Below are 24,283 nucleotides of genomic sequence, written 5' to 3'. Positions count from 1 at the left end.
CCTCGTTCCTCGTTCCCGAGTTCAGTACGCCCGGCCGCCCGCGGCTACGAAGGGCAGAGGGCTGTGGTCATCAGGGACAGGGCGGCGGGGCCGGCGTCGGCGCCCCAGTCCGTCCAGTCCACGGTGACCTGGCGAGTGGCGTCGAGGGAGTGGAAGGAGATGGTGCGGTAGCCGGGAGTACCACCGCCGTGGCCCACGATGGTGCCGCAGGGGAGGACGGCCGTCTCCAGGCCGAGGCCCCAGCCGGCGCCGCTGGGGTCGGTGGTCATCTCGTGCAGCTCGGCCGGGCGCAGGAGGCCGCCGGTGAGCAGGGTGCGGAAGAAGTGGTCGAGATCGGCGGTGCTGGAGATGATCTCGCCGGCGGCACCGGCGACGGTCATGTCGACGGTGGTGTAGTCGACCGGGACGACTGTCCCGTCCGCTCTCGCAACAGGTTCGTAGCCGTGGGAGTGGGGGCCGGTGAGGAAAGGGAACGAGCCCGGCATACGGGTGTCCCGGAGTCCGAGGGGCCGGATGATGCGCCGGTCGATCTCGGTGCGATACGAGCGGCCGGTCACCCTCTCGATGATCATTCCCAGCACGATGTAGTCCGTGTTGGAGTAATGGTGATCGGTGCCCGGCGGGAACAGCAGAGGGCGGTCCCGGTCGCCGTCCTTGACGGCCCGTCGGATCAGCTCGGCGGGTGTCCAGGCGCGGAAACGGTCACGAGGGGCATCGCCGTCGAGCAGCCCGTCGGTGTACTCGGGCAAACCGCTGGCGTGCTGAAGCAGTTCCCGGACCGTGATCCGATCCCCTCCGAGGGCAGGAACAAGGCCGGGAAGCCATCGCTCGGCGGTGTCCGACAGCCTGAGCCGCCCCTCGCCGACCAGTTGGAGCACCACCGTGGCGGTGAACGTCTTCGTGATACTCCCGGCACGGAACCGGCCGTCGACGGGGGCGGGCTGCCGACCGTCGAGCCTCGACTTCCCGCTGCTGCCACGCCATACGGCGCCACCTTGCCGGACCTCGGCGACCGCGCCGACGGCTCCCGTCGCGGTCACCCGGTCCAGCGCCGCCTGCAACGCGGCCGTGTCCGGTGTCGCGGCGCGTGCCGGCGCGGCGACCGCACTGCCCGCCGTGGCAACCAGCACGCTCGCCATCAGCAGTGCCGGCGCCCCGAATCGTGAACCTCTCATCGTTCTCCTGTCCTCGCTGTTCCCAGTGGCCCCCCGTTGTGTCGGCGCGGTCGATCGTGCCCGTCCGCACCGGTGCGACGAATCCGCCTGGGGGACGAAGGGGTTTCCCGTACTCATGGAGCCCGCCACCCTGACGCGGGGATCAGGGGTTCACCTAGGGGCGGCGGCGGATCTCGGTGGAGCCCCACCTACGTGGTCGGCTCCAGAGGTCCTTCGGGGGTCGGCTCCGGAGCCGGTCATGGGTGCTGTTGTTCCGTCAGTTCCCGTGCGGAGCCAGTTCGATCATGGTTGAATGCTGCGCGCCGCAGCGCTCGGGGTGAGGTGCTGGCGCCGCGCGCCCGTTCTCTCTTCGCGATGTGACACGGGCCACATCGGAACCATGTCACGAACGGAGGGGCAGCTTGCGTCTGATGGTCGTCCGCACGGCGGGAACGACCGACACGAAAGAAGCGGCGGAGCGATGAACGCGACAGCAGCACAGCAGCACGAGGTCCTGGTCCTGGGCGCCGGCTACGCCGGGCTCTCGGCCACGATCCAGCTCGCGGCCCGCACCAGGAAGCGTGGGAACCTGCGAGTCAGGCTGGTCAACCCCTACGACACCTTCACCGAGCGGCTGCGGCTGCACATGACCGCCACCGGCCAGGAGACGGCCGAGATGGACATCCCGGAGCTGCTGGACGGCACCGGCGCCGAGTTCGTCCGCGGCTGGGTCACCGCCGTGGACGCCGAGGAGAGGACCGTCCGGATCGACGACGACCGGGTCCTGCGCTACGACACCCTCGTCTACGGCCTGGGCAGCATCGCGGACACCGCCGCCGTCCCCGGCGTCGACGACCACGCCCACACCCTCGACAGCCCGCAGGACGCCGCTCTCCTCGCCGGCCGGCTGACCCGCCTCGACGGCGGAACCGTCGTGGTCGGCGGCAGTGGCCTCACCGGCGTCGAGGCCGCCGCGGAGATCGCCGAGCGGCACCCGGAACTCCAGACCGTGCTGCTGGGCCGGCAGGAGCCAGGCGCGGGCATGCACCCGAAGGCCAAGGCCCACTTGGACGCGGCGCTCGCCCGGCTCGGCGTGCGGGTGCGCAGCGGCGTCGAGGTGGCCAGGGTGCTGCCGGACGGTGTCGAGCTCGCGGACGGCTCCGGCATCGGGGCGGCCGTGGTGCTGTGGACCGGCGGCACCCGTGTCCCGCCGCTGGCCGCGGCCGCGGGCCTGGCCGTCGACGGGCGCGGCCGGGTGGTCACGGACAGCGCGCTGCGCTCGGTCTCCCACCCGGACGTCTACGCCGTGGGCGACGCGGCGGCGATCCGTCAGGGCTACGGCGTGATGCACGGCACCTGCCAGAGCGGCATGCCCACCGGCGTGCACGCGGCCCTGGCGATCCTGCGGGCGCTGGCGGGCAAGGAGCCCAAGCCCTTCCGTTTCGGCTACTACCACACACCCGTCAGCCTGGGCCGCGGCGACGCCGTCGTGCAGTTCACCCGCCCCGACGGCAGCCCGCGCCGGATCGTGCTGACCGGCAGGCGGGCCGCCAAGTACAAGGAGACGGTCACCGCCGCGCCGTGGCCGGCCTTCGCCCGCATGAAGAAGATGCCCGCCTCGGGCGCGTTCTGGCCGCACGGCGGGCGCCACACCCGGACCAGGAGCGCCAAGTGACCCAGCCGCAGGAGCCGCAGCAGGCCGGCCCCGACCAGCTCGCCTTCCAGCAGTACCGCACCCTGCTCTTCTCCGTCGCCTACCGCATCCTCGGCACCGCCGCCGACGCCGAGGACGTGGTCCAGGACGCCTGGCTCAAGTGGTCGGCGGCCGGCCGGTCCCAGGTCGCCGACCCCAGGTCCTACCTGACCCGGATCATCTCCAACCTCGCGATGGAGCGGCTCCGTTCGACCCGCCACCAGCGCGAGACCTACATCGGCCCATGGCTCCCCGAGCCGGTCCTCACCCGCCCGGACACCGCCGACGGCGTCGCCACCGCGGACTCCGTCTCCATGGCCCTGCTGGTCGTCCTGGAGACGCTCAGCCCCCTGGAACGCGCGGTCTTCGTACTGAAGGAGGTCTTCGCCTTCAGCTACGCAGAGATCGGGGAGGCGGTGGAACGCTCGGAGCCGGCGGTCCGGCAGGCCGCGCACCGCGCCCGCGAACACGTCCAGGCCCGCCGGCCCCGCTTCACCACCGACCCCGCCCGCCGACGCGACGTCACCGAACGCTTCTTCGCAGCGACGGCGGGCGGCGACATCAACACCCTCATGGAACTGCTCTCCCCCGACGTGACACTGTGGACCGACGGCGGCGGCAAGGTCCGCCAGGCCCTCAAACCGGTCATCGGCCTTCAGACCGTGGCGAGTTGGTTCGCCGCGCTCGGCACCGTCACCTACCAGGGCATCGAGCCCGATCAGATGCGGGCAGAGCTCACCTGGATCAACGGCGGACCGGGCGTCGTCTTCCGCGGCCCGGACCGCGTGATCGCCACACTGACCTTCGACTTCGACCCGCAAGGCCGCATCTCGACCATCCACAACGTCGCCAACCCCGACAAACTCCACGCCATCACCCACGGCACCCGGCACCAACTCTCCTGACCAGCCCGATCGTTGCCGACGCCCCCCCGGAGTCCCCCGCTGCCCCAGCACGGCCCCGGCCCAGGTGGAAGCAGATACGGCAGGCTGCGCCCGTCGTGATCCACTTCTGCGGATCGGTCTGCCTGCCTTGCCTGTTGCCGCCGCGCGTATCGCCGTCGAGGTGGGAGCGCACGTGGACAGCGTTGCAGACTACGCAGGTCAAGGCGCTGGCCTGCCAGCTTCCCGTTTCCCGCTTCTCGCCGAGGCCCGCCCGCCGCTGTCGCACTGGTCGTGTCCGGAACTGGCCCACAAGGCCGTCGAGCGCGGCATCGCACCCTTCCTGTCGGCATCCACCATGCGCCGCCGGCTCGACCAGGACGCGATCAAACCCTGGCAGCACCGCTCATGAATCTTCATCACCGACCCGGACTTCCGGCCCAAGGCGGCCCAAGCCGGCCCACGCCGGCCCGGAGCCTGGACCTGTACGCCCGCACCTGGGACGGCGAACCGCTCGGCACGGACGAGTACGTGATCAGCGCGGACGAGAAGACCTCCATTCAGGCCCGCTGCCGCTGCCACCCCACCCCCGCGCCCGGCCAGGCGAGAGCAATGCGGGTCAACCACACCTACAGGCGCGGCGACACACTGCCCTACCTGGCCGCCCACGACGTCCACCAGACCACAGTGTTCGGCCACTGCGAGCCGCCTTGTCACCGCGTTCCCGACCGCCGTGCTGGTCCACACCCCGATGCACGCCTCCTGGCTCGCCCCGAAGGACTTCCGGAGCCGACCACTAAGCTGCGGGCGTGAAGTACAGCGAACTCGAAGCGGATGTCCTGCGGTTGATCATCGAAGCCCCGGAGAGCGGCGTTCGTGCCTTCGCGCGGGAGACGGTCACCCGTCTGGTCCGGCCGGAGCTGCTCGACGGCGCGGCCGAGGACGAACTCACCGAGGAGGCCCTGGCCGCGCTGACGTCCGCCTGCGCGAACGTCCTGACGATCACCGCCGCCGACCTGAACGACGCGCTCGCGACGGTGTACGACGGCATCCTGGTCGAGGACGATCTGGACCTCGGAGTCCTGACCGCCGTCAGCGCGTTGGCGCACTGGAAGAGCTACCTGGAGCAGAACCGGCGCGGCGAACTCTACGAACTCGCCATCCGGTCCTTCGAGGAGATCGACCACGAGGTCTCCGCCGACCTCGACGACATCCTCGGGACACCGGAGATGGCCGCCGAGTACGAGCGCATCCGCCGCCTGCTGGCCCCTGGCGCCGATCAGTCCCCTGCCGGGATCAGCCCGCTCTCGTAAGCGGTGGGTCTGACGGTCGGCTCTCCTCGTCCGAGGCAGCCGCCGTCACCTCCGCCCTGTCGGCCCCGATCCCTTCGCCCAGCGCGCGGGGAAGCGACGGCCTCGGGCTCACCCTGTGCCCGCCGCCAGCGGTTGGTCCAGGAGGAAGGCCCGCAGCAGTGCGGTGTAGCGGCCGGGCTGTTCTCCCGAGATGGAGTGTCCGGCGCCCTCGACGGTCACCAACTCGGAGCCCGCGAGGGTGTGTTGGTACTCGGCGGTCACAGCGGGCTTGATGAAGTCGCAGGCCCCTCGCATGATCAGGGCGGGCACGCGCAAGGTGCGCAGACGGGGCCGGGGGTCGGGGAGTCGCTCGAAGTCCCTGACGGTCATCTGGTTGCTGTAGAAGCCCTGGGGGTTGTCGTGCGCCTTGGCGGGCGGGGCGCTCTCGCACGAGGTGCTGTCCTTCCCCTGGAGGGCGACTTCGTGCATCCAGTGGTCGGCCTCCAGGTCGCCGACCAGCGCGTGCGCGGCGCCGGGGTTGATCTGGAGGAGCAGACTCGCCGTGATGATGCGGGGTTCGCTGTTCAGCCGGTCGAGCCGCGCCTTCTGCACGGGAGAGAGGCGGTTCCAGGGTTCCCCGGCCCGGGAACCGGGGTATTGACGGCCCCACAGCGCGCCCGGCGAGGTGAAGACGGCTTTGGCGACGTGCTCGCCATGGGCGGCCAGGTACTGGGCGGTGAGTGATCCGCCCCAGGACTGGCCGACCAGAATGATCCGGTCGGCACCGAGGGTCCGCCGGATCGCCTCCAGGTCGGCGACCTGGCGGGCGACGGTGTATCCGGTGACGTCCCGCAGCCTGGTGGAGCGCCCGGCGCCGAGCTGGTCGTAGGAGTAGACGTCGAAGCCGTCCGCCGCGAGTTCACGGCCCCCGGTGGGGACGCCCTCGGTGGGGGTGCCCGGACCTCCGTGCAGGAAGATCACCGGGGTCGGTCTGGCCTTGCCGGTGGCAGGGGCGTGGACGTAGGCGATGCGTGAGCCGGTCGGCAGGTCCCAGAACCGCACGCCGGGCGGGGCGGGGGCGGACGTCGTGGTGGGCATCGGGTGGAGGACGGTGACGGCGGCGAGGACGGCGACGGCGACCGTCAGGCCGACCGTGAGGAGCGCGGACGCCCGCAGGGCCGGGCGGCGGTCGAGGCCGAACAGGGCGAACGCCGCCCGGCCCAGCAGCCCGCCGGCCGAGGCGGCACAGACCAGCCCGATGACGACCAGGACCGGCACACTCGCGGTGACCGAAGCCGCGGCGAGGAATCCGGCCACCGCCACGGCAGGGGACAGCGAGAGCGCCAGGAACAGCAGGACACCGCCGGCGACACGGCGGAGAAGGATGCGTGACATGCCTTCGAGGCTAGGAAGCGGACGTGGGCGATCCGTCCGGCTCAAGGACGGTCCCGCCGCGTGCGGGGGCCACCCTGCGGCGGGGTGCCGCCCCCACCTGACGGCGGGGGTGCCGACTCACATCACGGCCTGCCACCGGGCCGGACCAGCCCCGTCTCGTACGCGGCGATCGTCGCCTGCACCCGGTCGCGTACGCCCAGTTTGCCGAGGAGGACGGAGACGTGGTCCTTCACGGTGGGCGGGCTCACCCCCAGGACCGCCGCGATCTCCGCGTTGGACAGCCCTCGCGCGACCTGCCGCAGCACCTCCGTCTCGCGCGGGGTGAGCAGGTCGAGCCGAGCCGCGTCGAGCGGACCGGGACCGTCCGCGAACCGGTCGATCAGCCTGCGGGTCACCGCCGGATCGAGCAGCGCGGCGCCCCCGTGGACCACCCGCACCGCGTCGATCACCCGCTCCGGCTCGGTGTCCTTGAGGAGGAAACCGGCGGCCCCGGCGCGCAGCGCGGCGAACAGGTACTCGTCGAGACCGAAGGTGGTGAGCACCAGGACCCGGGTCCCAGGGCTGCGTTCGGTGATCGCCGCGGTCGCCGCGAGCCCGCCGATCCCCGGCATGCGGACGTCCATCAGCGCGACGTCCGGCCGCGCCGACAAGGCGAGTTCGACGGCCGTGTCGCCGTCCGCCGCCTGCCCGACGACGCACAGGTCGGGTTCCGCGTCGAGGATCGCCGCGATCCCGGCCCGCACGACGGCCTGGTCGTCCGCGACGGTCACTCTGATCGCCATGGAAACGCCTCCGGGAGCCACACGCGTACCGCACCGCGGTCGGTCGTCGAGAGGGTACCGCCGGCGGCGTCCGCGAGGGCGCGCAGCCGCCGCTCCGCCGCGGGAACGGCGGGTGCCGGACCGGAGACCTCCACGCCGTCGGGGAGCGTACGCACGGTGAGGGTGGCACCCACGGCCATGAGCGCGGAGGCGGTCCGGTACGCGAAGACCTCCACGGCGGCGGGCAGCGGACGGCCCGCTCCGACATGCCGGACGACGACGCCGTGGCGCGCGGCCAGCGCGGTGATCCCCGAGAGCGTGGGCGGCGGGGGGTCGTCCCCCGGGCGCAGCCCGGACAGCAGGTCCCGCAGCGCGGTCAGTCCGGCGCGGCCCTCTTCCCGCACGGCCCGCAGGTCCCCGTCCTCCGACGCGGCGACGACCGCCCGCGCGTGCCGGAGCGCCGTGTCCCGCAGTCCGGTGGCGAACAGCAGACGCTGCGCGGACACCGCCGCGTCGGCGTCTCCGTCGAGCAGGAGCCGCCGCCGGGCGTCCGCGGCCCGCAGCCGCTCATGCCGCCGGGCCGTCCGGCGGCCCCATCCCCAGAGGGCGAGGGCGGGGAGCGCCAGCATGCCCGCCAGTACGGCCCAGGCCGCCGTCCGGCTGCCGGTGATGCCGCTGCCGCTCGCCAGCGCGAGCCCGCCCACGACGGCCACCGCGAGCGGCGCGCACACTCCTCGGCGCCACGGCAGACGCGTCCCGACGCTGTAGGTGAGGGTCAGCTCGACCCAGCCGTAGACCAGGAAGATGTCGCTCACCGGCGGCTGGGTCCAGCCCTTCCGGTCGCAGGCCCACCACAGCAGCAGCGCCGACAGCACCGCCGCGAGCGCGCGGCCGGGCGCCCGTGAGCGCCAGGCCAGCGGCACGGCGTGCAGGCCCGACAGCACGACGGTCACGAGTGCGGGCAGCAGGCCGGCGAACGGGGCCGGTACGTCGGTCGACAGCAGGCTCGCGCCGAGCGACAGCGCGGTCGCCAGGGCCACCAGCGCGTAGTCGAGCCCGGCCGTCCCACGCCACAGGAGCCACCGGCGGCGGGACGGAACCGTCGCGGCGGGCAGCGAGGCCCGCACGCTCCAGCCCTTTCGGCGGCCGTGTCCCACGGGTCCCGCGTGGAACGTCCCGCCCGCCGCGGTGACCACGGCCGCCAGCCCCGCGAGACCGCGCCCGCTCCCCAGACCCGGCTCGACGGCCCCACCGCCGTCGTCCGTGACGGTGACGACGAACAGGTGATCGCCGTCGACCCGTACGGACCCGTCCTGATGGTCCGTCGGTTCGATCCGGACGCGTACCGCCGCGCCCTCGGCGTACCGGGCCGCGTTGGTCAACGCCTCCCGGACGACCCGGTACGCCGCTTCCGTACTGCCCGGCGGTGCCTTGTCGACGGTGCGCCGGTAGTCCACCGCGTGCGCGGCTGCCAGCGCGTCGACCTCGGTGAAGCCGGCCGCGGTGGCGTCCAGTTCGGTGAGATGCTCCAGTTCACGGACGGCCTCCCGGCCCGCCTCGCCGGCGTGGCGCAGCGCGTCGCCGGTCCGTTCCCGGTCGGCGAGCCTGAGCGCGGCGCCCGCGGCCACCACGATCCCGGTCAGCCGATGGGCGGCCACGTCATGCAGTTCCGCCGCCAGCCGGTCTCGTTCCGCCAGGGCGGCGAACAGCGGGATCGCGGCCGTCCCGGCCTCGTAGTCCGCCAGCGCGGTCCGGCGGGCCGACCGCTGCCGACGGGAACGGCCCGCCGCCCAGACGACCGCCACCACACCACCGGCCGTCAGTGCGGCCCCGGCCACGTAGTGCGGCGGTTCACCGCGTACGGCGGGGATCGCGGCGACGGCCAGCGCGAGCACGACGGCCGCTGTGAGAGAGGGACCGGCGGTCCTGCGCACGGCCAGCAGATGGACCGTCATCAGCGCACAGACCGCCGCGAAGACGATCGCCATCACGGCAGACTACCGACCTGCTCGTGCTGGTCACCTCGACCGAGTCGAACAGCGGCCTTTCGTCCCGGGCCGGCCATCATCGATCGATTCCAGACAGCAGAGAAACCTGCCGAAGTCCCACCACATGGGCACCACGTGCACACTTTCTCCACAACAGTTACCCTCTCCCTTCGAACGTGAACGAACAAGGGGGCGCGTTCGAGCAGGACTTGTCCTATTTCATCGTCATTCAGATTGAAATCGACGATGCCCTTCTTGATGCCCGGCAGGGAATGCGAGAGCGTGAAAAACTGGCGAGAAGACGCCCAACCGGAGTCGACGATCGAGCTCGGCACCGTCGCCATCACCCAGGACCGGCCGGTGTTCGTGGACGAGTCGGGCCGGCGCGGCAAACGGCTGCGCCGCCTCGGCGCCGGCGTGGGCGTCGTCTGTGTGCTGTACGCCGGGGTGATCGTCGCGACCCTGCTCTCCGGCACCTCCCACGCCCCCTGGCTGCCCCTGCCGGGACAACGGGACGACGCGCCCGCCGCCGAGGTCGGCAGCCCGCCCGGCCCGTCCCCGTCGGTCACGGCGTCACCGACGGACGGCACTTCGGGAGCGGGCGGCGAGGCCGGCGCCGCTTCGGCGTCCCCCTCGGACCGGACGCAGGCCCGGCCCAGCACGTCCGCGAGCACCGCGACGGCGCAGTCCACCGGCGCCGCGTCCCCCTCGGCGAGCACGGTCGCCGGACAGCCGGGGATCGGCGCGACCGGCGCCCCGACGGCACCCGCCGCCACCTCCGCGGCGCCGGAGCCCTCGCAGACGACCGCCACACCACCCGCGTCCGAGGTCTCCCCGTCGCCGACCGACGCGGACACCGCGGGCGGGGCGAGTTCGGTGCCGGCCGCGTGAACGTGCCCCTCGGACGCCGGGGGAGAAACGTTCCCTCAGCGCTCTTCCGTCCACCACCGCTCTTCCGTCCGCCGCCTCTCTTGCGCCCCTGCCCGCTCCCCCAGTCCTAGGCACTCACCCGCCCCTCCCCGCTCCTCCATCCCGCCCCGCTCCCCTACCCCCTCCCCTCCCCCGTCCCCGCCGACTCCTCCCCGGAGAACACCCCCTGATGGCAGCCCATCCCCGCCGCCGAAGAGCCACCGCCCCGCCTCCCGAAGGCTCCCGGCGCCGTGTCCCCATGCGTCTGCTGCTCCCCCTCCTCGTCCTGGGCGCGCTGCTGGCGATGCTGATGCTGCGCGGCTACACGCACAGCGAGATCCTGGCCGACCACCGCATCCGGCCCGAGGCCGCGACGGACAGGGTCCCCGACAGCGTGCTCGACGGCGGGCCCGTCATCGACACCCGGGGCGGCGCCCCGAGCAGCCTGCGGCTGGCCGACCACCGGATCGTGCTCACCTTCGACGACGGCCCCGACCCGCGCTGGACGCCGAAGGTGCTGGACGTCCTGAAGAAGCACCACGCGCACGCCGTCTTCTTCGTCACCGGCACCATGGCCTCCCGCTACCCGGAGCTGGTCGAGCGGATGGTGCGCGAGGGCCACGAGATCGGCCTGCACACCTTCAACCACCCCGATCTCTCCTACCAGTCGAAGAAGCGCGTCGACTGGGAGCTGACGCAGAACCAACTGGCGCTCGTCGGCGCCGCCGGGGTCCGTACCTCCCTGTTCCGCCCGCCATACTCCTCCTTCGCCGACGCCATGGACAACGCGTCGTGGCCGGTGACCGAGTACATCGGCGGCCGGGGCTACCTCACGGTCGTCAACGACACCGACAGCGAGGACTGGCGCAAGCCGGGCGTCGCGGAGATCGTCGCGCGCGCCACCCCGAAGGGCGGCAAGGGCGCGATCGTGCTGATGCACGACTCGGGCGGCGACCGGCACCAGACCGTCCAGGCGCTGGACGTCCTCCTGCCCACGCTCCAGAAGGAGGGCTACCGGTTCGACCACCTCACCGGAGCCCTCGACGCCCCCAGCGCCCTCACCCCGGTCAGCGGGCCCGACCTCTGGAAGGGCAAGGCGTGGATCGCGCTGGTCCAGGCGTCGGAGGCCGTCACCGACGGTCTCGGCGTCGGGCTGGCCGTGATCGGGTCGCTGGTGATCGGCCGGTTCGTGCTGATGCTCGTCCTGTCGGCGGTGCACGCCCGCAGGGTGCGTCGACGCGGTTTCCGCTGGGGTCCGGGTGCGCCGGTGACGGAGCCGGTGACGGTGCTGGTCCCGGCGTACAACGAGGCCAAGTGCATCGAGAACACGGTGCGTTCGCTGATGGAGAGTGAACACCCCATCGAGATCCTGGTGATCGACGACGGGTCGAGTGACGGGACCGCGCGGATCGTCGAGGAACTCGCCCTGCCCGGTGTGCGGGTGGTGCGCCAGCTCAACGCGGGCAAGCCGGCCGCGCTGAACCGGGGGATCGCGAACGCGTCGCACGACCTGATCGTCATGATGGACGGCGACACCGTCTTCGAGGCGTCCACCGTAAGGGAGTTGGTGCAGCCGTTCGCCGATCCGCGGGTCGGGGCCGTCGCGGGGAACGCGAAGGTCGGCAACAAGGACAGCCTCATCGGTGCCTGGCAGCACATCGAGTACGTGATGGGCTTCAACCTCGACCGGCGCATGTACGACGTCCTGCGCTGCATGCCCACCATCCCCGGCGCCGTCGGGGCGTTCCGGCGCACCGCGCTGGAGCGGGTCGGCGGGATGAGCGACGACACCCTCGCCGAGGACACCGACATCACCATGGCGATGCACCGCGACGGGTGGCGGGTCGTCTACGCCGAGAACGCCCGTGCCTGGACCGAGGCCCCGGAATCCGTCCAGCAGCTGTGGTCGCAGCGCTACCGCTGGTGCTACGGCACCATGCAGGCCATCTGGAAACACCGCCGCGCCGTCATCGAACGAGGCCCCTCCGGCCGCTTCGGACGCATCGGCCTTCCCCTCGTCTCCCTCTTCATGGTCGTCGCACCGCTCCTCGCCCCGCTCATCGACGTCTTCCTGCTGTACGGGCTCGTCTTCGGGCCGACCGGGAAGACGATCACAGCGTGGCTCGGGGTGCTGGCCCTCCAGATGGTCTGCGCGGCCTACGCCTTCCGGCTGGACCGCGAGCGCATGACCCACCTGGTCTCGCTCCCGCTCCAGCAGATCCTCTACCGGCAGCTCATGTACATGGTCCTCCTCCAGTCCTGGATCACGGCGCTGACCGGCGGCCGGCTGCGCTGGCAGAAGCTGCGCCGCAGCGGCGGCGTCGGTGTCCCCGCCCAGCCGGGCCCGGTCCGTCCCACCACCGATCGGAGCCCGGCGGTATGACGCACGCACACCCGGCCCCCGCCACCCGCCCGGCGCCGGACTCACCGGCGAGGCCCGGCCGGGACCGCTACCTGGACCTGCTGCGCTCCCTCGCCCTGGTCCGCGTCGTGCTCTACCACCTGTTCGGCTGGGCCTGGCTGACCGTCCTGTTCCCCTCGATGGGCGTCATGTTCGCCCTCGCCGGTTCGCTGATGGCGCGTTCCCTGGGGCGTCCGGCCCTGGGGGTGATCCGGGGCAGGCTGCGTCGTCTGCTGCCGCCGCTGTGGCTCTTCGGGGCGGTCGTGGTGACGATGATGCTGATGGCGGGGTGGAACCCGGCCGGGGACCCGGACCGGGGCCGGGTCTGGGGGCTGGTGGAGCTGTTCGACTACGTGGTGCCCGTCGGCGCTCCGCCCTACCCCTGGCAACTCGGCTCCCCTTCCGGCCTGCTGGAGCAGACCTGGGCCGTGCAGGCCGCCGGTCCGCTGTGGTACCTGCGGGCCTACCTGTGGTTCGTGATCGCCTCCCCGCTGTTCCTGTGGGCGTTCCGCCGGGCGCCGTGGCCCACCCTGCTGGCCCCCCTCGCGCTGACCGCGGTCGTCGGCACCGGTGTCGTACGCATCCCCGGCGAGACGGGCAACGCGGTCACCGACTTCGGTGTCTACGGCGCCTGCTGGGTGCTGGGGTTCGCCCACCACGACGGTGTGCTGGCCCGGATTCCGCGCTACCTGGCCGTCTCCGCCGCGTCCGCCGTGATGGCGTTCGGCCTGTGGTGGGCCTCGGGTCACCAGGGTCCGGACGGCTGGGACCTCAACGACATCCCCCTCGCCCAGGCATGCTGGTCCCTGGGCTTCGTCGTGATCCTCCTCCAGTACTCGCCGTCCTGGCGTGAACTGCCCGGCCGCCTGCGCCGGTGGGACCGCCTGGTCACCCTCTCCAACAACCGTGCCGTCACGATCTACCTCTGGCACAACCTGCTGATCCTCGCCACGGTCCCCATCCTCGACCAGGCGTACAGCCTCCCCTTCCTGGACGACACACCGGGCACAGCCCTCCTCGACTCCTCCTACACCGTCCTCATGTTCCTCCTCGTCTGGCCCCTCATCGGCCTGACGATCCTCGCCACAGGCTGGATCGAGGACCTCGCCGCGAACCGCCGACCACGCCTGTGGCCGGACGGCGGGGGCGCTCGGCGGGGAGCGGCGGGAGGGGGCGGGGAGAAGGGGTGACTCCGAGTCGGCCCCGGTCCACGGACACCACGCGCGACGCGACACATCATCATCGGCGACCGCGCTCCGCTGCTCCCCCAGGACCGCTGACCACTCACGTCCGTCCTGCCGCGTACGCCGACGGCAGGTTCGCGCGATCAGCCGGTCAGGGTCCGCAGTCGTTTCCGGTGCCAGACGAGCGGGCTGTGGTCGTCGTGCGTGAGCATGGCCAGTACGCGCAGGACGACGATGTCGTGGTCCCCGGCCGGGTAGACGTGCTCGACGGTGCCCTCCAGCCAGACCGGTGCGCCGTCGAGGAAGGTCGCGCCGGACTGCTCCTCGTGCGTGGCCAGTCCGGCGAGCCGGTTCTCTTTGGCGCGGGAGGCGAGCTGCCGGGTCTTGTCGCTGTGCTCCTCGCCGAGGACGGAGACGCCGATCGTCCGTGCGCGGGAGAGCTCGGGCCAGGTCGTCGAGGTGTGCTGGACGGAGAAGGAGACCATGGGCGGGTGGTGGGAGACCCCGACGGCGAACGACGAGACGATCATCACGACGGGTTCCCCGCGCACCCGTGCGGAGAGCGCCGCCACCCCGGACGGGAATCCGGAGAACGCGTGCTGTATCTCGCCGGGGTCCGTGGTGAAGCCTTCGGGAGTTGTCATCGTGCTGCTTCCACCTTTCCGGTGTCGAGTACGGCGAGCCGCGGGCCGGGCCGCAGCAGGGCGGCGGCGAGGAGACCGAGCGCCGCGACGGCCGTGAGCGCGCCGAGGGTGGCGGCATAGCCGGCGCCGGCCAGGAGCACCGCGCACACCGCGCTGCCCAGCACCGCGCCCAGTTGTTTCACCGCGTTGAAGGTGCCGGACGCGGCCCCGGTCTCCTCCGGGGCGACGGTGGTGACGGCGGCGATCGACAACGGCGGCCAGACGAACGAGTTGGCGACGCCGTACCCGGCGAACGCTGCGGTCAGGGCCGTGACGGGGGCGTCGGTCGCGACGAGCACCGCGCACGCCCCGACGGACAGGACGAGCGCCGCCGAACCCGTCACGGCGACGGCGCGGATTCCGGCCCGGTTGGCGAGCCGGGCGGACAGGGGGGCGCACAGCACGCACACCACCCCCATCGGGACGAGCGTGAGCGCCGACGTGCCGACGCCGAGACCGCGTTCCCGCTGGAGGTAGAGCATCAGCGGGATCATGGCCGACCCGGTGCAGAAGGACGCGGCGGCGGCCCCCCAGGCCGCGGTGACGAACCCTCGGCTGCGCAGGAGCGTGACCGGCACCAGCGCCCGCGGCCCCGCGCGCCGCTGGGCCAGGACGACCCCCGCGACGGCCAGCGCACCCGCTCCCCCGAGCAGCCAGCGCGGCACCCCCGCCACGTGGGCGCCCGCGGGGTCCGTGCCCTGGACCCCGAGCACGAGCGCGCCGATCCCGGCCGCGTTCGCGCCCACCGCCCACAGCGGAACGGCGGCTCCCGGCCGGGGCAGGTCGGGCACGAAGGCCCGGACGGCGATCATCGCGGCCACGCCGACCGGCACGTTCACCCAGAACACCGCACGCCAGCCGCCGACGGCGACGAGCAGCCCGCCGAGCAGCGGTCCGGCGGCCACGGCGACGCCCCCGACCGCGCCCCAGACACCGAGCGCGACGGCGAGCCGCGGCGGCTGGAACAGGTGCTTGATCAGGGTGAGGGACTGCGGGGTCATCAGCGCGGCGCCGATGCCCTGGACCACCCGCCACGCGATGAGGGCCCCGGTGGTGGGCGCCGTCGCGCACAGCAGCGAGCTGAGGGTGAAGACGGCGAGTCCGGCCTGGTGGACGGTCCGGTGGCCGTAGCGGTCGCCGAGACGTCCGGCGATCATCAGCGGGACCGCGCAGCCGACGAGGTAGCCGCTGTTGATCCAGACGGCGGGGGCCACACCGGTGTGCAGGTCGCTGATGAGCTCGGGGAGCACGATCGAGATGACGGTGCTGTCGAGCAGCAGCATGAAGAAGCCGGTGCACAGGCTGGTGAGTGCGAGCCAGTCGCGCCGCCCTCTGCCCACGGTCATCTCACACCGCCAGGTTCTCGCGCAGGGTGCTGCCCGGACGAGCCGGTGCGAGCGCGCCGCGCCGACGCAGTTCGGGCAGGAGGAGGTCGCCCACCTCGGCGAAGCCCGCGGGCATGGCGAGCGGGCAGGAGAACATGTAGCCGCCCCGGGCGCCGGTCGCGGCGAAGTTCTCCTCCAGCGCGTCGGCGACGGTGGCGGGATCGCCGACGAGGCCGTGGTCGAGTCCGGTCGCCCTGGCACGGCCGTGCTCGAAGAACTCGGCGCGGCTCATGGTGTGGTTCTCGCCGAACTCCGTGATGAGGGAGCCGACGAGGCCCGCCGGGCTCGCTTTCGCGGCGGCGATCTCGTCGCGCAGCTCCGCCAGCCGGAAGGAGTGCGGCAGGGTCGAGAGGTCGTAACCGGCGTTGTGCGAGAGGTGGATGCCGACGGTTTCCTCGTCCCAGAAGGAGTGCACCTCGTCCCGTCGCGCGTGGGCCTCGGCCGCCGTCCGGCCGACGATGACCTGGGTGGCCCAGAGGATGCCGACGCCCGCCGGGTCGCGGCCCTCCGCGCGCAGGGCCTCGTCGAGGAGCCGGCGGTGGCGGTGCTGGGCCGGGAGGCTGCCGCCGAAGCCGAAGACCAGGTCCGCGAACCGCGCCGAGGCCGCGATCCCGCGCGGTGAGTTGCCGGCCTGGACGATCAGCGGGTGGTGCTGCGGGCTGGGCACGGAGGCGAGCGGGCCCTTCACCGTGAAGAAGGGTCCCTTGTGGTCGATCGGGTGGACCTTCCCGGGGTCGGCGAAGCGGCCGGTGGCCCGGTCGCGCACGATCGCGTCGGGCGCCACGGAGTCCCACAGGGCCCGGCAGACGGCGATGAACTCCTCCATCCGCTCGTAGCGCAGATCGTGGTCCATCAGTTCGTCGAATCCGTAGTTCGCCGCGTCCGCGCCCCGGGTGGAGGCGACCACGTTGAACGCGACGCGCCCGCCCGTGACGTGGTCGAGCGAGTTCAGCAGCCGGGCGACGTAGAAGGGGTGCATGAAGGTGGAGGAGTACGTCAGCCCGAACCCGATGCGCTCGGTCACCGTGGACATCGCCGCGATGACCGGGGCCATGTCCTGCCGCGGCCACTGCACACCGCGTTCCACGGCCGGTCCGATGCCGCCCTGCCAGGTACTGGGTATGCCGGTGCCGTCGCCGAAGAACAGCAGGCCGGCACCGGCCCGTTCGGCCGTGCGCGCCAGTTCCATGAACATGCGGACGTCCGGGAACTCCAGGCCGGTCCACGAGCCGGGCCGCGCCCAGCCGCCCTCGGTGTGGGTGAAGGACAGGTCGTAGCCGATATGCATCCCGCTCATCGTGCGGTCCTCTCCCACAGGGCGACGACCTCGGCGGCGTCGCTGAGCAGGGCGGTGTTGAGACCCAGTTGGGTCAGGGCCGCCGCGTTGACGTCGAGGTCGTACGCGGCGGTGGCGTCACGGGGGACGACGACGGGCCAGTCCAGTTGGAAGGCGTCCTGGGCCGTGGCGTGGACGCAGCACTCGCTGGTCAGGCCGACGACGGTGAGCCAGTCGCGGCCGGCCGTCCGCAGCCGGGTGTCCAGGTCGGTGCCGAGGAAGCCGCTGTACCCCCGTTTGACCACGCGTGGTTCCCCGTCGGCCGGCCGCGTCCGGTACCAGTCGGCGCCCGGCGTGCCGAGCCGGCAGGGTTCGGCGGGGCTCATCGGGGCGTCGTGGCGGCCTTCCCGGAGCCAGTTGCTCGCGTGCCAGGGCCGGGCGGGGTCGCTGCCCAGCTCCACCCAGAACACGGGCACCCCGATCGAGCGGGCGGCGTCGACCAGTTCCCCGATCCGGGTGACGGCCGCGTCCAGCGCGGCGAGCGCGGCGTCCGTCAGACCGTGGTCCGCGAGGCGGCCGGGGTCGGCGAAGTCGCCCTGCACGTCGACCACGACCAGAGCGGGTGCGGCACGGGGCCGAGTGAGGTGGGCGAGCTGTCTGTCGCGCAGCGCGGACATCAGGCGTTCACCTCGTCGCGTGCCCGCAGTTCGGGCAGGACGGTCTCGCCGAACAGCACCATGTCCTGGTCGTACTCCGGGAAGATCAGCATGAGCCCGTCCAGGTCCGCCTCGCGGACGATGTACTCGATGTGGTCGGTGACCGTACGGGCCGACCCGGCGACGTACGGCGTCTGGAAGGCCGCCTCGCCGTCGGCGCCGTCCGCCCAGGCGCGGGCCTGGTCCTCGGGGATGCCCCAGGTGCGGCGCATGTGGGCGAGGGCCTCGCGGTCGAGTCCCGCGCCCCACTCGCGTACCTTCCTGGCCGCCAGTTCGTCGGTCTCGTCCTGGACGACGGTGAGCATCGAGTAGGTGCGGCAGACCCGGCCGGCCGCCTTGGCCCGGTCGTGGACGTCGGCCGACAGGAGACGCATCTCGTCGAGGCTCTCGGCGGACAGGAACGCGCCGTCCGCGAATCGGGCCTGGAACCGGCGGGCCTCCTCGGACCTTCCGGCGTTGATGACGGTCGGCCGGACGGCCGGACGCGGCCGGGACTCGCAGTCCACCAGGTCGAAGTAGGGGGTGCGCAGGGTGACCGAGTCCTCGCTCCACAGCCGGGTGACGGCCTCGGTCCACAGCTCGGTCATCCGGTAGCGGTCGGCGTGCCCGAGGTCCGCGTCCCACTCGCCGAACTGCTCGAACTCACCGGCGTAGGAACCGTTGACGATGTTCATGCCGGCCCGGCCGCCGGAGATGTCCTGCAAGGTGGCGAACATCTTCGCGGCCACGGCGGGGTTGTGGACGTTGGCGTGCAGGGTGGCCCAGATCTTGACCCGGGTGGTGGCCTCGGCGAGCGCCGCCATCATGGTCATGGACTCCAGGGAGCGGCCCCAGTGGTCGGTCTCGCCGCCGAAGCCGCGCCACTTCGCCATCGACATCACGAAGTCCAGGCCGATGTTCTCGGCGTGCACGGCGGCACGCCGGTTCCAGGCGTAACTCGCCTCGGGGTGGGGGGCGGTGGTGGACAGCATCCATCCTCCGTTCCCGATGGGCAGGAAGATTCCGTACTCTTTCGCGGACACGTCGCGGGTGCCTTTCGTCGGGGTGGTGCGGGTGACGGTCAGGGGGCGGGCCAGATCAGTTCGTCGCCGGTGTAGACGCTCTTCACGAAGGACGGGTCGAACCACTTCTGTGCCTGGTCGGCGGTGACGCCGGACGGAACGATGCCGAACCGGCGCAGCATGTCGACGATCTTCGACACGTTGCCGGCGTCGACGCCGCCGACGGGCTGTCCGGCGGTCGGGTAGTCCTTGACGACCTGGATCTCGGTCTTCCAGATGGCCGTGTTGAGTTTCTTGTCGTACATGGGTCCCGACAGGTCGGCGGCGTACCCCACGCACTCGTCGATGTGCCCGTCGGCGGAGCAGTAGGCGTAGGCGTGCAGCGCGGCGCGGAGGATGTCCTGTACGGCGTGCGGGTGCGCCTGGGCGAACGCGGGGTTGACGGCCATCGCGCCGAGCGAGCCGGGGACGCCGTGGTCGACGGGTTTCCACACGGTGACCGCGTGACCGGCGGCCTTCAGCTGGTTCGGTTCGTTGGAGACGAATCCGGTGAGCGCTTCGAGGCCGCCTTGGCGGCGCGGCAGCACGGAGGGGTCGTAACCCTGTTTGACCAGGTGCAGGGAGTCCCACTTGACGCCCGCCTCGACCAGCATGGCCCGGACGGTGGCGGGCATGTAGCCCTTGTGGCCGACGGTCTTTCCGTCCAGCTGGGTCAGGGCGGTGATGTCCTTGTTCGTCATGAGGACGTCCAGGCCGGCGTCGGAGTAGGAGGAGACGCCGGTGATGTCGATCCCGTTCGCCCGGGCCTGGATGACGTCCTGTTCGGAGACGGGGCTCACGGTGGCCTGTCCGCCGGCGAGGAGTTTCGTGTTCTGCGCGGTGTCTCCGGTACCGGGCTTGAGGCTGACGTCCAGGCAGAGATCCTTGAAGTAGCCCAGTTTGCTCGCGGCGACGTATTCGAGGATCGACACGGACGACTGGTACTGGTAGCCGGACAGGTACGTGATCTTTCCCGCCTTCCTGTTCTCGGCACAGCGCTTGGCGGAGATGGCGGACCCCTCGGTGCCCGGCGAGCCGGACGCGTCGGAGTCCGTGCCGCATCCGGCGGCGGCGACGGTCAGCGCGAGGGCGACCAGGGCGGCGGCGGGGCCCGTTCTGCGGGGGCGAGGCTGCATGGGTGTCTCCAGAGTGGCGGTGATCGTCGGGCGGGGCGCGGCGGCAGCGGCGCGCGGCATGCGGGAGCAGGGGGGAGCGGCCCGGGAACGAACGCGTGGGGTGGAGGGACCGGTGGGGTGACTTCGCCGGGGGTGGCGAGGCGCCGTCGCGTCAGTCGTCCGCGCCGTCGTGCCAGTGCAGTACGCGGCGTTCGACGAACGTCACGAGCGTCAGCAGCAGGACACCCATGACGGCGAGGACGGCGATCGACGCGTACACGACCGGCAGTTGGTTCATGGAGGAGGCCACGGCGATCGCCGTACCCAGTCCCCTGGCGGAGCCGGAGGCCGACATCTCCGCGACGACGGCGCCGACGATCGACAGGGGGAAGACGATGCGCAGCGCCGCGAACAGGAACGGCAGCGCGTGGGGGACGCGTACGTGCCACAGGAGTTCGACCCGTCCGGCGTCCATCGTCCGGTACACCTGGAGCACCTCCCGCGGCACCGACCGCAGTCCGGTGGCGGTGTTGATGAGGATCGGGAAGAAGCAGATCAGAGCGGCGATGAGGATCTTGGGCAGCGGGCCGAATCCGAAGGCGACCACGAGGGCGGGGGCGACGGCCACCAGCGGTGTGACGTTGAGGACCACGGCTATCGGCATGACCGCCCTGCGCAGGAGCGGGAGTTCGCTGGTCAGCACGGCGAGTGTGCACGCGGCGGCGAAGCCTGTCGCGAGACCGGCCACCGCCTCGCCCAGCGTGACCAGGGCGTTGTCGACGTAGTAGGCCGGCTGCGCGGTGAGGGTCCTGCCGACCTCCTGCAACGGCGGCAGCAGGTACGGCAGTTTCCCGGCCCCCCATTGCCAGAGCAGGCCGAGCAGCGCGAGCACGGCGAGGAGCGGTGCCCAGAACGCGGGGCGCAGCCAGCTGAAGCGCGAGGGTTCGGGGAGGGGTGCGGCCTTCGCGGTGAGGCCGGTGCGTTCGTCGGTGACGGTCATCGCGCTGCCTCCCCTCACGCCGCCGCGCCGTGCCAGGCGCGGCGCAGCCGGTCCCGTACCAGGTCCTCGTACGCGTGGAAGCGGCGTTCCCTGAAGAGCCGTTCGTTGCGGGGGCGCGGCAGGTCGATCTCGATGGTGTCGACGATGCGGCCGGGCCGGGGCGCCATCACGACCACGGTGTCCGAGAGGCGGACGGCCTCCGACACGGAGTGGGTGACGAACAGGACGGTCGTGCGCAACTCGTCCCAGAGGTCGAGGAGCTGGTCCTGGAGGCTCTCGCGGGTGAACTCGTCGAGCGCCGAGAACGGCTCGTCCATGACCAGGACGTCGGGGCGCAGGCCGAAGGCCCGGACGATCGCGGCGCGTTGCCGCATCCCGCCGGACAACTGGGCGGGCAGCTTGTGCACGGCTTCGCCGAGCCCCGCCTTCACCAGGAGTTCCCGCATGTCGGACACCGACGGTGCGGCGCTCGGGCCGGTGTCCGCGACGATGCGTTCACGGCGCCGGCCCGCCCCCTTGTTGATCTTCTGAGGGAGTGTGACGTTCCGCAGCACCGACAGCCACGGCAGCAGGGCGGGACTCTGCGGTACGAGACCGATCATCTTGGCGGCGCACGCCTGCTGCGGCGGGACTCCGTGGACCCGGACCACGCCGGCGTCGGGCTCCTCCAGTCCGGCCACGAGCCGCAGCAGGGTCGACTTCCCGCATCCGCTGGGGCCGATGAGGCTGACGAACCGTCCGGCCGGCACCGTGAGGTGCACGTCGTCGAGCGCGTGTGTCGCCGAGGCTCCGAATCCGTAGACCTGGTGCACCGACCGCAGTTCCAGTGCGGGTGTGTCAGCCACCTGCACGCTCCCATCCATGTCGCGAGCACGAGGGCCCGGTACCGGAAGTCGGAGAGCGTGCGTGGCGAGTGCGCAACTGCCACGCGGAAATCCGTCTAACTGCCGTCGACGGTAGGAACGGCTCGTTTCGGCGGGCCGCGCTCCTCGGTTGCGCGCGCGTTACGTTCGGAGGAAGGGGGTGACCGCGCCGTCCCGGTCGAAGACGTACACCTCGATGCCCAGGTCGTCGGCGGCGCGCGCCACCCAGCCGCCGAGCGCCTGGACCGTCACCTCGGTGACGAGGAGCACCGCGCGCTGGGCGGTCGGCACCGAGGCGCGCAGCCACAGCAGCTTGAACATGTCCGCCATGACCTTGTTGCGGTAGGCCGGTTTGTAGGCGCCCTGGTTGCTGACGAGCTGTACGAGAATCCGGCCCTCGGTGTCGATCCCCTCGACCTCGGCCCGGCTGCCGTCCGGGAGCTTGAGGGGCTTGGGGCGCAGCACTGTGCCGAGCAGACCGCCGAGGGCGAGCAGCATCCCGCGCTCGATGGACCCCTCGGCGAACCGGCTCCACTCGGTGGGCGCGTCAAGTACGGTCAGGTTCACAGGGAGAAGTCTAGGAATGATCCGTTTCCCCCGTGTTTCCTGTGCGCCGGTCCGCCACCGCCCGCAGACGGACCGCGATGTACGGCCGGCCGGGCAGCGGGAGCGTGAAGTCCCCTTCGTGGGTGCCGGGGAGTTCGGTGACCGTCATGTTCCAGGTGTCGAGGACGTCGGCCCGGTACCGGACGCCGGGTGGGAGCACGAAGGTCCGTCGGCGGGGTTGGCCGGTGCCGAAGTAGACGAGCAGGTGGCGCCCCTCGACCCCGCCGACCGGGAAGTCGAAGGGCGACGGGAGCGGTTCGATGCCGGGTGCGTCGGCAGGGAGTTCTTCGAGGATGCCGCGCAGGAATCCCATGCGCGCCGCGCTCTGACCCTTGAGCACACCGCCCTTCGCCCACCACAGCACGTCGTCGTCGGCCAGCCAGCACTCTCCGTGGGTGACGTATCCGCCCCGGACCACGCCTTCCCAGCAGCGCCGGACCAGTTCCTCGGCCGTGAGGTTCCCCCAGCCCGGTTCGATGTCGCCCTCGTAGCCCAGTTCGTCGAGCACCACCGGCTTCCCCCACCGGGAACGCCAGTCCGCCGTCCCCGCCGGGGGCTTCTGGATGCTGCAATGTGTGACCCACTCGGCGTCGTTGTCCCAGATCTCTATGCAGTCGTGCACGCTGATCAGGTGTCCGTGCGGGTCGTGCGCGCGGATCACGGCCGCGGTCCGGTGCCAGTGTCCGGTGTCCTTGGACCACAGCAGGTCGTACTCGTTGGCCAGCGACCACCAGACGTTGGGCAGCGCGGCGAGCCGGGAGACCAGGTAGCGCACGTAGCGCTCGTCGGCGGCCGGGCTCATGTCGGAGAAGCCCCAGCGGTCGTACGGATGGAAGAGGATGAGGTCGGCCTGGACGCCCAGCTCGCCGAGCTGGACGATCCGCTGCTCCAGGTGCCGGAAGTAGGCGGGGTTCGGCCGGCGGAAGTCCCAGCCGGACTCGGGTGAGCCCTCGAAGGGGTAGAGGGGCGGTTCGTCGGTGTTGAAGACGTACGACTTCGGGAAGACGCACATCCGGATCTTGTTGAAGGGGCCGTCGGCGAGGGTTCGGAGGGTCTGCTCCTCCAGTTCGGCGCCCTGGTGGGTCCAGGCGTAGGCGGTGGTTCCGACCGGGAAGTAGCGGGTGCCGTCGGTGTGGCGGAAGTGGAACCGTTCGTGGACCCGCACCGGCCCGTGGTCGTGCGGGCGGGCCGGGCCGCAGTGCAGGGTGCCGGTGACCGAGTCCAGGGAGCGGGCGTTGCTGGCGGTGCGAAAGGTCCAGGTCCCTTCCTCGTCCGGCAGGAAGCGGACACGGTAGACGCCCGCTCCGTCGTAGAAGCCGTGCGCGGTCAGTGTGCGGTCTCCGTGGCGGAACTCCGCCCGGAGTGTGACGTCCGTGAAGGGGTTGCCGTGCTCGGGTCCGTGCAGCTCCAGTTCGAACGTCCGCCACCGTGTCGCGGTTTCCTGCCACAGGCACCGGGCGCTGCCGACGGGCACCTCGGCCGGCTCGTGGTCGGGGGACGGGACGACGTCCGTCTCGGTGGCCGGGGTCGCCGGACCGGCGACCGTCTCGGGGACGGTGGCCAGCTCGGCGTAGAGGGCGGCCTGCGCTTCGGGGTCGGTCCGCAGCCGCTCGATGAAGAACATGAGCCGGCTCAGCGTCGCGTACCGGAACTGGACCGTCGTCAGCTCGTCGTCGAGGCGGGGCAGGTGCTTGCGCACCACGGCTTCGGCCTGCTGGTCGCGCAGGATGTCGCCGAGGACGGATTCGGGGCCGTAGGGCATTCCTGGTTCCTTGGGGACGTGGGGTGCGGGGGTGGGGCGGCTGGTCGTCCGGCCGCCTTGTCCTCCACTGGCACCCGGACACCGCACGATATTCCACACCCTGCTCCCGACGGACAAGACCGAACTCCGGCCGTCTCCTCTCTCGGGCCCAGGCGCCGGTCTTCAGCGCACGGGCCGTG

21 protein-coding genes are annotated in these 24,283 nt (G+C 71.9%); 7 read left to right on the top strand and 14 right to left on the bottom strand.

The window, feature by feature from the left end; genetic code table 11:
- Positions 1-44: 44 nt before the first annotated feature.
- The gene (locus tag ABZX85_RS36870) at positions 45-1,175 is read right to left on the bottom strand and encodes a serine hydrolase domain-containing protein (protein ID WP_355878874.1); all 1,131 of its coding nucleotides are present in this window, start codon (positions 1,173-1,175) and stop codon (positions 45-47) included.
- A gap of 460 nt (positions 1,176-1,635) precedes the next feature.
- On the opposite strand from ABZX85_RS36870, the gene ABZX85_RS36865 reads away from it, so the two are divergent.
- The 4 genes from ABZX85_RS36865 (at position 1,636) to ABZX85_RS36850 (ending at position 5,041) form a co-directional block, all read left to right on the top strand.
- Positions 1,636-2,829 carry an FAD-dependent oxidoreductase gene (locus tag ABZX85_RS36865; protein WP_355878871.1) on the top strand — a complete coding sequence of 398 codons (1,194 nt, stop codon included), beginning with the start codon at positions 1,636-1,638 and terminating at the stop codon, positions 2,827-2,829.
- Entirely contained in the window at positions 2,826-3,752 is a 927-nt protein-coding gene (locus ABZX85_RS36860) for an RNA polymerase sigma-70 factor (RefSeq protein ID WP_355878868.1), read from the top strand. Before ABZX85_RS36865 ends, ABZX85_RS36860 begins: the two co-directional genes overlap by 4 nt.
- Positions 3,753-3,924: 172 nt before the next feature.
- The gene (locus ABZX85_RS36855) at positions 3,925-4,140 is read left to right on the top strand and encodes a hypothetical protein (protein WP_355878865.1); all 216 of its coding nucleotides are present in this window, start codon (positions 3,925-3,927) and stop codon (positions 4,138-4,140) included.
- Between the two features lie 397 nt (positions 4,141-4,537).
- Positions 4,538-5,041 carry a hypothetical protein gene (locus ABZX85_RS36850; protein ID WP_355878862.1) on the top strand — a complete coding sequence of 168 codons (504 nt, stop codon included), beginning with the start codon at positions 4,538-4,540 and terminating at the stop codon, positions 5,039-5,041.
- Positions 5,042-5,149: 108 nt separating this feature from the next.
- Here ABZX85_RS36850 and ABZX85_RS36845 read toward each other — a convergent pair whose 3' ends face one another.
- From ABZX85_RS36845 to ABZX85_RS36835, 3 genes are all read right to left on the bottom strand, one after another.
- Positions 5,150-6,415: an alpha/beta fold hydrolase gene (locus tag ABZX85_RS36845; protein WP_355878860.1), complete on the bottom strand. Its 1,266-nt coding sequence runs from the start codon at positions 6,413-6,415 to the stop codon at positions 5,150-5,152.
- Positions 6,416-6,537: 122 nt separating this feature from the next.
- The gene (locus ABZX85_RS36840; RefSeq protein WP_355878857.1) at positions 6,538-7,197 is read right to left on the bottom strand and encodes a response regulator transcription factor; all 660 of its coding nucleotides are present in this window, start codon (positions 7,195-7,197) and stop codon (positions 6,538-6,540) included.
- Positions 7,182-9,164, bottom strand: a complete 1,983-nt coding sequence (locus ABZX85_RS36835; RefSeq protein WP_355878854.1) for a histidine kinase — start codon at positions 9,162-9,164, stop codon at positions 7,182-7,184. The genes ABZX85_RS36840 and ABZX85_RS36835 overlap by 16 nt, the downstream gene beginning before the upstream one ends.
- A gap of 282 nt (positions 9,165-9,446) precedes the next feature.
- Between ABZX85_RS36835 and ABZX85_RS36830 the strand changes: the two genes are divergently transcribed.
- The 3 genes from ABZX85_RS36830 to ABZX85_RS36820 all read left to right on the top strand — a co-directional run bounded on the left by ABZX85_RS36830 (position 9,447) and on the right by ABZX85_RS36820 (position 13,664).
- A complete protein-coding gene (locus ABZX85_RS36830; RefSeq protein ID WP_355878851.1) occupies positions 9,447-10,055 on the top strand; it encodes a hypothetical protein in 609 nt (202 codons plus the stop codon).
- A gap of 208 nt (positions 10,056-10,263) precedes the next feature.
- The gene (locus tag ABZX85_RS36825; RefSeq protein WP_355878848.1) at positions 10,264-12,456 is read left to right on the top strand and encodes a glycosyltransferase; all 2,193 of its coding nucleotides are present in this window, start codon (positions 10,264-10,266) and stop codon (positions 12,454-12,456) included.
- On the top strand, positions 12,453-13,664 hold the full coding sequence (locus ABZX85_RS36820; protein ID WP_355878845.1) for an acyltransferase: 1,212 nt from the start codon (positions 12,453-12,455) through the stop codon (positions 13,662-13,664). The genes ABZX85_RS36825 and ABZX85_RS36820 overlap by 4 nt, the downstream gene beginning before the upstream one ends.
- A gap of 137 nt (positions 13,665-13,801) precedes the next feature.
- Here ABZX85_RS36820 and ABZX85_RS36815 read toward each other — a convergent pair whose 3' ends face one another.
- The 10 genes from ABZX85_RS36815 to ABZX85_RS36770 form a co-directional block, all read right to left on the bottom strand.
- A complete protein-coding gene (locus ABZX85_RS36815; protein WP_355878842.1) occupies positions 13,802-14,302 on the bottom strand; it encodes a flavin reductase family protein in 501 nt (166 codons plus the stop codon).
- Positions 14,299-15,687, bottom strand: coding sequence for an MFS transporter (locus tag ABZX85_RS36810; RefSeq protein ID WP_355878839.1), 1,389 nt, complete (start codon positions 15,685-15,687; stop codon positions 14,299-14,301). The genes ABZX85_RS36815 and ABZX85_RS36810 overlap by 4 nt, the downstream gene beginning before the upstream one ends.
- A gap of 1 nt (position 15,688) precedes the next feature.
- Entirely contained in the window at positions 15,689-17,023 is a 1,335-nt protein-coding gene (locus ABZX85_RS36805) for an NtaA/DmoA family FMN-dependent monooxygenase (RefSeq protein WP_355878836.1), read from the bottom strand.
- Positions 17,020-17,679, bottom strand: coding sequence for an isochorismatase family cysteine hydrolase (locus tag ABZX85_RS36800; RefSeq protein WP_355878834.1), 660 nt, complete (start codon positions 17,677-17,679; stop codon positions 17,020-17,022). The genes ABZX85_RS36805 and ABZX85_RS36800 overlap by 4 nt, the downstream gene beginning before the upstream one ends.
- A complete protein-coding gene (locus ABZX85_RS36795) occupies positions 17,679-18,740 on the bottom strand; it encodes an LLM class flavin-dependent oxidoreductase (RefSeq protein WP_355878831.1) in 1,062 nt (353 codons plus the stop codon). Before ABZX85_RS36795 ends, ABZX85_RS36800 begins: the two co-directional genes overlap by 1 nt.
- Positions 18,741-18,778: 38 nt before the next feature.
- On the bottom strand, positions 18,779-19,894 hold the full coding sequence (locus ABZX85_RS36790) for an ABC transporter substrate-binding protein (protein ID WP_355878827.1): 1,116 nt from the start codon (positions 19,892-19,894) through the stop codon (positions 18,779-18,781).
- A 151-nt stretch (positions 19,895-20,045) separates the two neighbouring features.
- Positions 20,046-20,873 (bottom strand): ABC transporter permease, encoded by an 828-nt coding sequence (locus ABZX85_RS36785; RefSeq protein ID WP_355878824.1) that lies wholly within the window; start codon positions 20,871-20,873, stop codon positions 20,046-20,048.
- 14 nt (positions 20,874-20,887) lie between these two features.
- Complete coding sequence (locus tag ABZX85_RS36780) at positions 20,888-21,718, bottom strand: ABC transporter ATP-binding protein (protein ID WP_355878821.1); 831 nt, start codon at positions 21,716-21,718, stop codon at positions 20,888-20,890.
- Positions 21,719-21,877: 159 nt separating this feature from the next.
- Positions 21,878-22,303 carry a hypothetical protein gene (locus ABZX85_RS36775; RefSeq protein WP_355878818.1) on the bottom strand — a complete coding sequence of 142 codons (426 nt, stop codon included), beginning with the start codon at positions 22,301-22,303 and terminating at the stop codon, positions 21,878-21,880.
- 10 nt (positions 22,304-22,313) lie between these two features.
- A complete protein-coding gene (locus ABZX85_RS36770) occupies positions 22,314-24,104 on the bottom strand; it encodes a DUF5605 domain-containing protein (protein WP_355878815.1) in 1,791 nt (596 codons plus the stop codon).
- Between the last annotated feature and the right edge of the window lie 179 nt (positions 24,105-24,283).

The organism is Streptomyces sp. NPDC004539, assembly GCF_040610055.1.
Taxonomy (GTDB): Bacteria; Actinomycetota; Actinomycetes; order Streptomycetales; family Streptomycetaceae; genus Streptomyces.
Note: the sequence above shows the minus strand (reverse complement) of the source record. Positions and strands in the feature narration are given on the sequence as shown.